The 12354-nt window shown below is 57.5% G+C and carries 13 protein-coding genes; 12 read left to right on the top strand and 1 reads right to left on the bottom strand.

Annotated elements, in window-relative coordinates:
• Positions 1-54: 54 nt before the first annotated feature.
• Positions 55-1719: an electron transfer flavoprotein-ubiquinone oxidoreductase gene (locus AC07UI_RS19040; RefSeq protein ID WP_494993966.1), complete on the bottom strand. Its 1665-nt coding sequence runs from the start codon at positions 1717-1719 to the stop codon at positions 55-57.
• 546 nt (positions 1720-2265) lie between these two features.
• Here AC07UI_RS19040 and AC07UI_RS19035 point away from each other — a divergent pair.
• The 12 genes from AC07UI_RS19035 (at position 2266) to AC07UI_RS18980 (ending at position 12345) form a co-directional block, all read left to right on the top strand.
• Entirely contained in the window at positions 2266-3015 is a 750-nt protein-coding gene (locus tag AC07UI_RS19035; RefSeq protein ID WP_477768317.1) for an electron transfer flavoprotein subunit beta/FixA family protein, read from the top strand.
• A 2-nt stretch (positions 3016-3017) separates the two neighbouring features.
• Entirely contained in the window at positions 3018-3947 is a 930-nt protein-coding gene (locus tag AC07UI_RS19030; protein WP_477768316.1) for an electron transfer flavoprotein subunit alpha/FixB family protein, read from the top strand.
• A gap of 80 nt (positions 3948-4027) precedes the next feature.
• Positions 4028-4849, top strand: coding sequence for a substrate-binding periplasmic protein (locus AC07UI_RS19025; RefSeq protein WP_494993965.1), 822 nt, complete (start codon positions 4028-4030; stop codon positions 4847-4849).
• 230 nt (positions 4850-5079) lie between these two features.
• Positions 5080-5436 carry a DUF4398 domain-containing protein gene (locus AC07UI_RS19020; protein ID WP_494993964.1) on the top strand — a complete coding sequence of 119 codons (357 nt, stop codon included), beginning with the start codon at positions 5080-5082 and terminating at the stop codon, positions 5434-5436.
• Positions 5433-6245, top strand: a complete 813-nt coding sequence (locus AC07UI_RS19015; RefSeq protein ID WP_494993963.1) for an OmpA family protein — start codon at positions 5433-5435, stop codon at positions 6243-6245. Before AC07UI_RS19020 ends, AC07UI_RS19015 begins: the two co-directional genes overlap by 4 nt.
• A gap of 198 nt (positions 6246-6443) precedes the next feature.
• Entirely contained in the window at positions 6444-7883 is a 1440-nt protein-coding gene (locus AC07UI_RS19010) for an aminotransferase-like domain-containing protein (protein ID WP_494993962.1), read from the top strand.
• Between the two features lie 101 nt (positions 7884-7984).
• Positions 7985-8449, top strand: coding sequence for a translation initiation factor 2 (locus AC07UI_RS19005; RefSeq protein ID WP_494993961.1), 465 nt, complete (start codon positions 7985-7987; stop codon positions 8447-8449).
• 169 nt (positions 8450-8618) lie between these two features.
• A complete protein-coding gene (locus AC07UI_RS19000; RefSeq protein WP_494993960.1) occupies positions 8619-8873 on the top strand; it encodes a YkgJ family cysteine cluster protein in 255 nt (84 codons plus the stop codon).
• Positions 8874-8914: 41 nt separating this feature from the next.
• On the top strand, positions 8915-9523 hold the full coding sequence (locus tag AC07UI_RS18995; protein WP_494993959.1) for an START domain-containing protein: 609 nt from the start codon (positions 8915-8917) through the stop codon (positions 9521-9523).
• A 305-nt stretch (positions 9524-9828) separates the two neighbouring features.
• A complete protein-coding gene (locus AC07UI_RS18990) occupies positions 9829-10089 on the top strand; it encodes a hypothetical protein (RefSeq protein WP_494994080.1) in 261 nt (86 codons plus the stop codon).
• Positions 10090-10280: 191 nt separating this feature from the next.
• Positions 10281-10622 (top strand): ribonuclease E inhibitor RraB, encoded by a 342-nt coding sequence (locus tag AC07UI_RS18985; RefSeq protein ID WP_494993958.1) that lies wholly within the window; start codon positions 10281-10283, stop codon positions 10620-10622.
• 313 nt (positions 10623-10935) lie between these two features.
• The gene (locus AC07UI_RS18980) at positions 10936-12345 is read left to right on the top strand and encodes a circularly permuted type 2 ATP-grasp protein (RefSeq protein WP_494993957.1); all 1410 of its coding nucleotides are present in this window, start codon (positions 10936-10938) and stop codon (positions 12343-12345) included.
• Positions 12346-12354: the final 9 nt, after the last annotated feature.

Raw genomic sequence — 12354 nt, 5'->3', positions numbered from 1 at the left:
TCCAGGCAACAAAAAGGCCCCCATTTCGGGAGCCTTGATGTTTGGCCATTTGACTTACATATTCGGGTAAGTCGGCCCACCCGCGCCTTCCGGCGCAACCCAGGTGATGTTCTGCGCAGGGTCCTTGATGTCACAGGTCTTGCAGTGCACGCAGTTCTGGGCGTTGATCTGGAAGCGCTTCTCACCGTCTTCCTTGGTGATCACTTCATAGACGCCGGCCGGGCAGTAGCGCTGCGCCGGTTCGTCGTACAGCGGCAGGTTTTTGTTGATCGGAATGCTCAGGTCGGCCAGCTTCAGATGGCACGGCTGCTCTTCTTCATGGTTAGTACCAGAGATGAACACCGAGCTGAGTTTGTCGAAGCTGATTTTGCCATCCGGTTTCGGGTAGTCGATCTTCTTGCTGTCGGCCGCGAGCTTGAGGCAAGCGTAGTCCGGCTTGGTGTCGTGCAAGGTGAACGGCAGTTTGCCGCCGAAGATGTTCTGGTCGAGCCAGTTGAAACCACCGCCGACGATAGCGCCGTACTTGTGGATCGCCGGGCCGAAGTTGCGGCTGGCGAACAGTTCTTCGTAGAGCCAGCTGGCTTTGAACGATTCAACGTAGCTGTTCAGTTCATCAGCGCCTTCGGAACCTGCGAACAGGGCGTCGGCCACGGCGTCAGCGGCGAGCATGCCGGACTTCATCGCGGTGTGACTGCCTTTGATCTTGGCGAAGTTCAGGGTGCCGAGGTCGCAACCGATCAGTGCGCCGCCCTTGAAGACCATCTTCGGCAGCGAGTTCAGGCCGCCTTTGCAGATGGCGCGGGCGCCGTAGCTGATGCGCTTGCCACCTTCCAGGTACTGCTTGAGCACCGGGTGATGCTTGAGGCGCTGGAACTCGTCGAACGGCGACAGGTAAGTGTTGCTGTAGGACAGGTCGACGATCAGGCCGACTACAACCTGGTTGTTTTCCAGGTGATAGAGGAACGAGCCACCGGTGTTTTCGGTGCCCATGATGTCCAGCGGCCAACCGGCAGTGTGCACCACCAGGCCTGGCTGATGCTTGGCCGGATCGATTTCCCAGATTTCTTTCAGGCCGATGCCGTAGTGCTGGGCGTCGGCATCGGTGTCGAGGTTGAAGCGCTTGATCAGTTGCTTGCCGATATGGCCACGGCAGCCTTCGGCGAACAGCGTGTACTTGCCACGCAGTTCCATGCCGGGGGTGTACAGGCCTTCTTTCGGATTGCCTTCACGGTCAACGCCGAGGTCGCCGGTGATGATCCCGCGAACCACGCCGTTTTCGTCGAACAGTGCTTCCTGAGCGGCGAAGCCTGGGTAGATCTCTACGCCCAGGTTCTCGGCCTGCTGGGCCAACCAGCGGCACAGGTTGCCCAGGGAGATGATGTAGTTGCCTTCGTTGTGCATGGTCTTGGGCACAAAGAGGTCTGGAATCTTGATCGCGCCATCGGCGTTCTTCAGAACGAAGATGTCATCGCGAGTGACCGGAGTGTTCAGCGGTGCGCCGAGTTCTTTCCAGTCCGGGAACAGTTCGTTCAGCGCCCGAGGTTCGAACACCGCGCCAGACAGAATGTGAGCGCCGACTTCGGAGCCTTTTTCGACCACGCAGACGCTAATTTCCTTACCGGCTTCGGTGGCCTTCTGCTTCAATCGGCAGGCGGCGGAAAGACCAGCGGGGCCGGCACCGACGATGACCACGTCGAATTCCATGTATTCGCGTTCCACAGGTTATCTCCTACTCAAGGCTCAACAGTTTTTTTTCTAATTGGAGGTTTGGTGTCGCATCCATGAATCCCTGCACAACGCTGGGAGAGGACAATCGATGAGCCACCCTTCTCTCTAGGCGGCGCATTATATCTACACCACTCTTAGCGTCCAATACAAACGTTTGTTTGAATTTGCTCCAGCCCAGAGAAATCAAAGAAGCGCGGCTTATGACTGGCCATTTTGGCGTATTGACCGGAATAGGTGTTCCGGTCAAGATACGGGCGGTTTTGCGCTCGCCGTAGGCTGACTGTTGGTTTCAAGAGCACCTCTAAAGACAGGGCGAAGGCAGTACAAGGTGACGCGCAGCGCAGGTTTGGCGCGAAGTTTACACGTCGCGACACAGAATGACTCGTTAGTCACCACTGACGAACGGTCATCACGCTTCGTGAGCTGGGTCACCATTACAAATGCCGGCGTTTTTAGAGGTGCCCTTGTGCCCGATGAGCATCAACCGCCAGGTTCGCCTAGGCGACTTTCTTTTCACCGGAGAGTAACGAGGAATCCATGAAGGTTCTTGTAGCTGTCAAACGAGTGGTCGACTATAACGTCAAGGTTCGCGTCAAAGCGGACAACTCCGGCGTCGATCTCGCTAACGTCAAGATGTCGATGAACCCTTTCTGCGAAATCGCAGTGGAAGAAGCCGTACGCCTGAAAGAGAAAGGTGTTGCGACTGAAATCGTCGTCGTCTCCATCGGCCCGTCCACCGCTCAAGAGCAACTGCGCACCGCGCTGGCTCTGGGTGCCGACCGCGCCATCCTCGTCGAATCCGCCGAAGACCTGACTTCCCTGGCCGTTGCCAAGCTGCTCAAGGCTGTTGTCGACAAGGAACAGCCTCAGCTGGTGATCCTTGGCAAACAAGCCATCGACAGCGACAACAACCAGACTGGCCAGATGCTCGCTGCACTGAGCGGTTACGGTCAGGGCACCTTCGCCTCGAAAGTCGAAGTCACTGGCGACAACGTTGCCGTGACCCGTGAAATCGACGGCGGTGCACAGACCGTTTCGCTGAAACTGCCGGCCATTGTCACCACCGACCTGCGTTTGAACGAGCCGCGCTATGCGTCCCTGCCAAACATCATGAAAGCCAAGAAGAAGCCACTTGAAGTGCTGACTCCTGACGCTTTGGGCGTTTCCACCGCCTCCACCAACAAAACCCTGAAAGTCGAAGCGCCGGCTGCACGCAGCGCAGGCATCAAGGTCAAGTCGGTGGCTGAACTGGTCGAGAAACTGAAAAACGAAGCGAAGGTAATCTAATCATGACTATCTTGGTAATCGCCGAACACGACAACAAAGTAGTGGCCCCGGCCACGCTGAACACCGTGGCGGCTGCCGCCAAAATCGGTGGTGACATCCACGTTCTGGTTGCCGGTCAGGGCGTTGGCGCTGTAGCTGAAGCTGCCGCCAAAATCGCTGGCGTGGCCAAAGTGCTGGTCGCCGACAACGCTGCCTACGCACACCAACTGCCAGAAAACGTTGCACCGCTGGTAGCGGAGTTGGGCAAGGGCTACAGCCACATCCTGGCTGCCGCCACCTCCAACGGCAAAAACATCCTGCCGCGCGTTGCCGCTCAGCTGGACGTTGACCAGATCTCCGAGATCATCTCGGTTGAAAGCGCTGACACCTTCAAGCGCCCAATCTATGCCGGCAACGCCATCGCTACCGTTCAGTCCAACGCGTCGGTAAAAGTCATCACCGTGCGTGCTACCGGTTTCGACCCGGTTGCCGCTGAAGGTGGTTCGGCTGCCGTTGAAGCGGTTGCGGCTGCTCACGACGCTGGCACTTCCAGCTTCGTTGGCGAAGAACTGGCCAAGTCCGATCGTCCGGAACTGACCGCTGCCAAGATCGTCGTTTCCGGCGGTCGCGGCATGCAGAACGGCGACAACTTCAAGCACCTGTACGCCCTGGCCGACAAGCTGGGCGCTGCTGTTGGCGCTTCCCGCGCTGCGGTCGACGCAGGTTTCGTACCGAACGACATGCAGGTCGGTCAGACCGGCAAGATCGTTGCACCACAGCTGTACATCGCCGTCGGTATCTCCGGCGCGATCCAGCACCTGGCCGGCATGAAAGACTCCAAGGTGATCGTTGCGATCAACAAGGACGAAGAAGCGCCGATCTTCCAGGTGGCCGATTACGGCCTGGTCGCGGACTTGTTCGAAGCCATACCCGAGTTTGAGAAGCTGGTCTAATCCAGCGGCTTGACTTATAAGGAGCCCGGTCTTTTGGCCGGGCTTTTTATTGTCTTTGATTTGAGTGGGAGAAATTCGCCATGGATCTGCGTCGCTGGAGTGGCCTGTCATTGCTGGTGGGCCTTTCGGTTTTGCCTGTGCTGTCGGTCGCAGCAGGCAAATGCGAACGCCTGGTGGTGACCGGCAGCCCGGATGCACCGCCGTATCTGTGGCGCGACCCGCAAGACCCGACACACTTGATCGGTGCCAGCGCCGATCTGTTACAACAGATCGCGGGAGAGCTGGGGCTCAAGGTCGAGTTGCTGTACGCAGGCCTGCGCTCGCAAGCCCTGGATGAAGTACGCAGCGGACGTATGGACATCCTCGCCGATGCACCGTTGACGGTGAATGAACTGGAAACGCTGGATTACATTCATCCACCGTTGGTGGAGAACGACTATCTGGTCTGGACTCGCAAGGATTCGGTGCTGGTCTACAACGAGGCGAAAGACTTGCACGGTCATCCTGGCGCTGTGTCGGAAAAGGCCCGTTTGACCCAGCCGTTTGAAGCGTTCGCCAAGGTGCAGTTGAGCCTTGTGCGCCTGCCCAACCTGACCGAGGCCTTTCAGAAGCTGCTTTTAGGCGAGGTGCAATACGTACTTGCCGGACGCTATGCAGGAATGGCGACGGCCCAGACTCTGGGGATGGCCAATGATCTGGCGGCCCATCCACAACCGATTGATAAACCGGGCCTGTTCCTCGCGGTTTCCCATAACTCTGCCTGCAACGACCCATGGTTACGCGGACAGTTGGCCAAAAAGATGACAGAATTGCCCGCGTCCGGCCTGACGGAAGCCGTGCTGCAGCGCAATCTAGAGCGCTGGAAGGCACAGTTACAGCAACCCGTCAGCCCAAAACTTTAGGGTGCGTCCTCAATAAATGACGGTCGCGCCATCGCCCCGCCAAAATCGGGGTGAGACAGGAACAATGAGCATTGGGGCCAGGCCCTTCGGGTTGAAGCTGTGGTCGAGCCATGTTGCGTTGCAGGACTTGAAGAGGCGAAAAGCATCTCCTGCGTCCCGCGCCTTGCCTGGCACGACCACAGCATCAACGCGATCCGCCCTTTATTAAGAACGCACCCTGGGATTTTCTAGTGACTATTCGACCTCTTTTCGCTGTCCTGGCCGTTCTGGCTCTGGCCGGTTGCGCAGCCGATCCGGCGCCGAATGAACAGATGCGCTTGACCGGGCAAGCCCTGGAACAAGCCAAAGCCGTGGGCGCGACAACTGAAGACGTCGCTGAGCTGAAACTCGCTGAAGGCAAGTTCACCCAGGCTCAGGCTGACATGGTTCACCAATCGTTCAAGGACGCGCGCATGCAAGCTGAACAGGCTGAGCTGGACGCCCGTCTGGCTGAAGCACGGGTCCTGACCCAGAAAAGCCAGGAACAACTGAAAGTGCTCAACACCCGTATCACTCGCCTGCGCAAGCAACTGGGAGATGCCCAATGAGCCTGAAGACCAGAGTATTCGGTGGTCTGCTATTGGCCGGTTGCGCGAGCCTGTACGGTTGTGCCGGCCAGCACAGTGACGCCGCTTTGCGCCAGGCCAGCGCCGACTTCCAGAAGGTCAAGGAAGACTCGAATGTGCTGCGCGTCGCGCCCAAGGACGTGATTCGCGCCGGTGAGTCTCTGGCTCGCGCCGATCGTCTGTCGAGCTACTGGGGCAGCGGTAAGGATGTAGCGCATTACGCCTACCTGAGCCAGCGCTACAGTGAAATTGCCCGAGAACACAGTGAACAGATACTGAACCAGGAGCGCACGGCGAAACTTGAGCTGGAGCGTCAGCGCCTGCAATTGGCCTTGCGTGAGGCCAAGCTGCTCAGCGTGCAGCAGCAGGGCAAATGGCTGGAAGAGCAGATCATCAGCCTGGCGACGACTCAGACCGACCGCGGTCTGGTCATGACCTTGGGGGATGTGTTGTTCGATACCGGCGAAGCGGACTTGAAAAACTCGGCCAATCGCACGGTGCTGAAAATCGTTCAGTTCCTCCAGCTCAATCCCAAGCGCGTAGTGCGGATTGAAGGCTATACCGACAGCACCGGCGGCAAGCAGGACAATCTCAGTTTGTCTCGTGATCGTGCTCAAGCAGTTGCCGACGTGTTGATTGATCTGGGTATCGAGGACAAGCGTATCCAGGTCGAAGGCTACGGCGATGAGTATCCGGTGGAGGCCAACGCCTCCGAGCGCGGACGTGCGCAGAATCGCCGCGTGGAAATTGTGTTCTCCGACGAGAAAGGCCAGCTCGGCGCTTCCCGCTAAGGCCCTCGCCACCGAAAGCCCGGTAACCTGAGGTGCCGGGCTTTTTTGTACCTGCGAATTGGCTGGTAATACAGTACAGTTTTTGCTGACACTGCACTGTACGGTCAACTATTGTGGCAACTGTCCCCGTACACTTCTAAACTGTTCCGGTATTGTTCTGCACAAAAATAAAATGCCCGTGAAATCGAGTGCTGCGTCATGACCAATCTCTTGCTCTATCAACGTATCGCTCAGCAATTGGCTGAGGATATCCGTCGTGGTGTCTATCAGCCGGGCGAGCGCGTGCCCTCGGTACGCAAGATGAGCTCGCAGCTCAACGTCAGCCATGCGACGGTGCTTCAGGCTTACGCCAATCTCGAAGACCAGGGGCTGATTCGTGCCAGGCCGCAGTCCGGTTATTACGTGCACCAGACGCCGGCCCTGACAGCGCCAACCCCGGATATCGCCCGGGTTGAGCGGCCAGGTCTGGTCACTCGCAGCAGCATCATTCAGCAGGTGTTGGTCGAGTCGCGGCGCGAAGGCGTGTTTCCGCTGGGGGCCGCCGTTCCGAGTGTCGACTATCTGCCGGTGCGTGCTCTGCATCAGCAATTGGCCAAGGTCACGCGCTTTCATAGCCCGCGGGCCTTCAGTTACATGTTTAGTCCGGGTTTTGAACCGTTACGCCGACAAGTGGCGATTCGTATGCGTGATGCCGGTGTGGTGGTCGATCCATCGGAAGTGGTGATCACCCACGGTTGCGTCGACGCCTTGCAGATGTCGTTGCGGGTGTTGACCCGACCAGGCGATCTGATCGCGGCTGAGTCGCCGACCTATTACGGACTGCTGCAACTGGCCGATCTGCTGGGCCTGAAAGTCATCGAGATCCCGAGCGACCCTGCCATTGGCATGAGCCTTGAAGCGCTGCAATTGGCGGCGAACCAGTGGTCGATCAAGGCCCTGGTCCTGACCACGCGCCTGAGCAACCCGTTGGGCGGCACCATGCCTGAGGAGCGGCAGAAGCAGTTGCTGCGTCTGGCATCGGATTTCGATATCCAGGTTGTCGAGGATGATATTTACGGCGAACTGATGTTCGAGCAGGGCCGTACCAAGGCACTGAAGGCCTACGACCGGCTGGATCGGGTGATCTACTGCTCGAGCTTTTCCAAGACCTTGTCACCCGGTGTACGGATCGGCTGGATGATCGCCGGTAAGTACCAACAGGAAATCCAGCGTTTGCAGACTTTCAGCACCCATTCTGCGTGCAGCGTCACGCAAATGGGGATCGCGTCTTATCTGGAGAACGGCGGTTATGATCGCCATCTGCGCTATATCCGTCAGGAGTACCGCAAGAACCTCAGTGCTTTCCAGCTGGCGGTGCAGCAGTATTTCCCGGAAGGCACGCAGATGACCCGACCCACCGGCGGCTTCATCCTCTGGGTCAGCCTGCCTGGCCGGGTCAATACCCAAGAACTGCATGTGCGCGCCTTGCAACAGGGCATCAGCATCGCGCCGGGGCTGATTTTCAGTAACACCGAGCAGTTCAATCACTGCATTCGATTGAACTGCGGCATTCCGTGGAACCGCGAGGCCGAGCGAACGCTGATGACCTTGGGCATGCTCGCAAGTCAGCTTTGTCAGGAGGCGGCGGGCGGTTTCTGACAGGGGCCAGGTCCCGTCGAGTGGTCGGCTTATCGGGAGCTTGTCATGGACCGTTCAACAAGCGAGCATATGCCACCTCTGCCGTTAGTGCTGTAGTGCCTATGAAAGCGATTTTTCCTGTTGGTTGGTTGTTAGTCTGCTTATTGAGTGTCTTCAATAACGTGACGGTGATGGCGGCTTCCAGCCAGGACAAGCCGGTTGTGGCTGCTTCCACGGCGAAATCGCAGAAGCCTGCATCGGTAAAAAAACACGCGCCTGTCAAAAAGCGTGCGCCCATCGCTTCCAGGTCAAAGCCGGCAAGTGAAGTAGTGCAAACCCCGTTGCCTGCGGTCAATCTGGACTTGAGCCTGCCGCAGGATATGGTCAGGGATTTGCAGCCCCCGGGTGCACTGCTGCAGACCAAGCGCCAGCCATTACTGCCAAAGTTGTTTGGCGCAAAACCAAAGTCGGACAGTCCGTTTCAGCTCAACGGTCGCTTGCTCAACAATGAAATGGGGTTGCAGCTACGTAATGAAGAGCGTCGCGAGGTCGAAGGTGCCGCGCTGGATTTCCAGTTCAAACAGTAAGTACAAACACCTTGCTGTGACCCACGGTCTTGACGCTTTGTCGGAGACTGGTCAGTCACGGCTGTTTGAGTGAAAAAACCACGGTCTGGCTAATTTCAAACGGCTGTTTTAGCGGGTACTCTATTGCTCGTCATTAAACACTTTGGCCGTCACGAGGAGTTTGTTCGTCATGAATTGCCGTGAAGGCTGTGGCGCCTGTTGCATTGCCCCTTCCATCAGTTCACCGATCCCCGGCATGCCCAATGGCAAAGCCGCGGGAGAACGTTGCGTGCACCTTACTGCCGAGCACCTGTGCGCCATCTTCGGGATGCCCGAGCGGCCGACGGTCTGCGCGGCTTTTCAGGCGGATGTCGAGGTGTGCGGCAGCAGCCGTGAAGAAGCTATCAAATTGTTGGGTTGGTGGGAGCAAATGACGGCGGCTTAGTGTTTTCAATGTACGGAACTTCAACAATAAGGAATAAGACAATGGGTTCGCTGCATCGAATGGCTGTGCTGTGTGGTTTGACTGTTCTGCTGGCCGCAACGGCTCAGGCCGAAGATTGGCAGACTGCCAAGGATGAAAACGGGATCAAGATTTCCCTGAGTGAAGTCGCCGGCTCCCAATACAAGGCCTATCGCGGCGTGACGATCATGAAGACCTCCATCGCCAAACTGCGTGCCTTGCAAGAGGATGTCTCAGGGGCGTGCGCCTGGATTCATGAGTGCAAATCGCAGAAACTGCTCAAGCACGAAGGCGATCAGAGCTGGACCTACACTCAGTTCAGTCCGCCCTGGCCGGTTACCCCACGCGATTCGGTACTGCACGTCACCACAGTCGAAGGCGCCGATGGCAGCCTGACCCGCAAACTGGAAGGTGTGCCAACGTATATTCCTGAAGAAAAGGGTTTCGTGCGGGTCGCTCAGGTCCAAGGCTTCTGGAAGTTCGTACCCAAAGGCGCAGATCAGATCGAAGTGACCTACCAGGTTCACACCGAACCGGGCGGCAGTGTGCCGTCGTGGCTGGCCAACAAGTTCGTCGTTGACGCCCCGTTCAACACTTTGAAGGCGCTGAAACAGCGCGCTGAAAAACCATAAGGTATTGAACCGGTTGCTCTTTGAAAGAAGGTCGCCTGTTGGCGTAATGCCGTTCAGTTAAGCGAATGTGGTCCACTGTAGGAGCGAGCTTGCTCGCGATGGTCGTTAACGATAACGCGTGTTTACTGGCTAAACGCGGCGCACTTAAGTCCATCGTCGGAACGCCGCCCGGAGCAAGCTCGCTCCTACAACTGCCTTAACTGACCAGCATTACGCCTGTTGGCGGCCTTCTTTATGCAAAGTCTCTGAGTGCTGTGGGTGGAACGATGCTCACTGCTCAAGGTCGAGATGATGTAAGCCCATCCATGGGTTTTATCGAGGAGGCACCAATGCAAAAGTGGGAAGTCACTTTCGTTGATGATCATGGTGTTCAAACCGTCGAGCAGTTTGACTGCGAGCAAGAACCCACCATGGAGCAGGCTGCGCACTTGATACTTGCAAAGTTGCTGCCAGTCCCGGCCGAGCTCGATCTCAATGATCTGGAAGGCCGTATCGATGACCCCACGGTCAAAAGCCTGAAAGATCAGTACAGCATTCAAATCCTCGATATCACCCCGGCTTCTTGAGGCTCTGGCACAGGGGCTGGCTTCGCGCTACTCTGCAATCGAGATCAGCGAATGAATCGCTAAGGTCTGGTCTCTTGTCAGCTACATGCTTGTTTCCCGGCGGCAATCTTATTGTCGTATCGCTTTCACCATTGTGGTTGCGAGCGCAGGGAGTACGGAAAGTCTATCCATCAGTTTGAGGAGGACGTTTCATGAGCACAGCCTATCAAGAAGACATCAGCAGCAGCGTGCTGCGCCGCATGAAAGAGGGCGGTTTTGATTTTTCACGATTCCATCCCATCGAGTTCTACGCCATTTTCCCGGATGAGGAGCGGGCGCGCAGGGCGGCAGAACATTTTCGCGGTGAGTCATTGAATGCTCAGATCAGCGTGCGTGATGACGGGGCCTGGCATCTGGAGCTAAGCAAGGTGATGTATGCCACCTACGGCGGCATCGGTGACTTCGAGCAGGATTTCGAGGCGGTGGTCGAGCCTCTGGGCGGGATTATCGAAGGTTGGGGCGTGAAGCAGGAGGTACGAGGGTTACTCGCATAACACCTATGAACAGCATCAACACTCAGCATCGGCTGACCTCAGGGTCGGCCGATTTCGTTTGTGGCTGTTGGAAGATCAAAAGATCGCGGATTATCCAGAGGTTCAGGCGTGCAGCGAAATCAAGTCTGACTATGCTGGTGATAGCTATAGGCATTGCTTCGCAATGAAGCGGGGGCGATCGAGTTGGGGCGTTTGCTGCACGGGAATGGTGCGACACCTGCCGGGCTATTATCCAACTGATTGATATTAAAGCGTTTATGCCGCTGGCACGGGCCTTGCGAAGCCTTGGTGTCCGGGTGACAAGGAGTACGGCATGATCCGCACCTATTTTGATGAGATGTATGATGCCGGCGGCCAGGTCCGTCCGCATTATCGGGAGTTCGCCCGTTGGTTAGCCGAAACGCCTGACGAGCTTTTGGCACAACGGCGACGCGAGGCCGATCTGCTATTTCATCGCGCCGGTATTACTTTCACACTCTATGGTGATGAGCAGGGGACAGAGCGCCTGATTCCCTTTGACACTATTCCCCGAAGTATTCCCGCCAGTGAATGGCGGATCGTCGAACGTGGCTGCATCCAGCGGGTCAAGGCGTTGAACATGTTCCTCGCCGACCTCTATCACGAGCAGCGCATCATCAAGGCCGGCATCATCCCGGCCGAGCAAGTGCTGGCCAACGAGCAGTATCAGTTGGCCATGCAAGGGCTGTATCTGCACCGCGATATCTATTCGCATATTTCTGGCGTCGACCTGGTGCGTGACGGCGACGGCACCTATTACGTGCTCGAAGACAACCTGCGCACGCCCAGCGGTGTCAGCTACATGCTCGAAGACCGCAAGATGATGATGCGGTTGTTCCCCGAGTTGTTCGCTGCCCAGCGCATTGCGCCGATCGATCATTACCCCAACCTGTTGCTCGACACCCTGAAAAGCTCCAGCCCGCTGGAGAACCCCAGCGTCGTGGTATTGACTCCCGGACGCTTTAACAGCGCGTTCTTCGAACACGCGTTTCTGGCTCGGGAGATGGGCGTCGAACTGGTCGAGGGGGCTGATCTGTTCGTGCGTGATGACCGTGTGTTCATGCGCACTACCGACGGGCCGAAGGCCGTTGATGTGATCTATCGTCGTCTCGATGACGCATTCCTCGACCCCTTGGCGTTCAATCCCGACTCGATGCTCGGCGTGCCCGGTCTGTTGTCCTCTTATCGCTCTGGCAATGTAGTGCTGGCGAATGCCATTGGCACCGGTGTGGCGGACGATAAATCGGTCTATCCGTTTGTCACCGACATGATCCGTTTCTATCTGGACGAGGAGCCGATCCTCAAGAACGTGCCCACCTGGCAATGCCGCAAACCCGAGGAGCTGTCCCACGTGCTGGCGAACCTTCCCGAACTGGTAGTCAAGGAAACTCAAGGTTCCGGCGGTTATGGAATGCTGGTGGGGCCCGCGGCGACGGCGGCGGAAATCGAGTCGTTCCGCGCGCGGATCAAAGCCAAGCCTCACGCCTACATCGCCCAACCGACCCTGTGCCTGTCGACCTGCCCGACGTTTGTCGAAAACGGCATCGCCCCGCGCCATATCGACCTGCGCCCGTTTGTCCTGTCTGGTCGGGAAACCCGGGTAGTGCCCGGCGGCCTGACCCGCGTCGCACTGCGCGAAGGATCCCTGGTGGTGAATTCGTCCCAGGGTGGCGGTACCAAGGACACCTGGGTGGTCGAGGATTGAAGGAAGCCT

It is taken from the genome of Pseudomonas sp. GW821-FHT04C07, from assembly GCF_059420325.1.
Note: the sequence above shows the minus strand (reverse complement) of the source record. Positions and strands in the feature narration are given on the sequence as shown.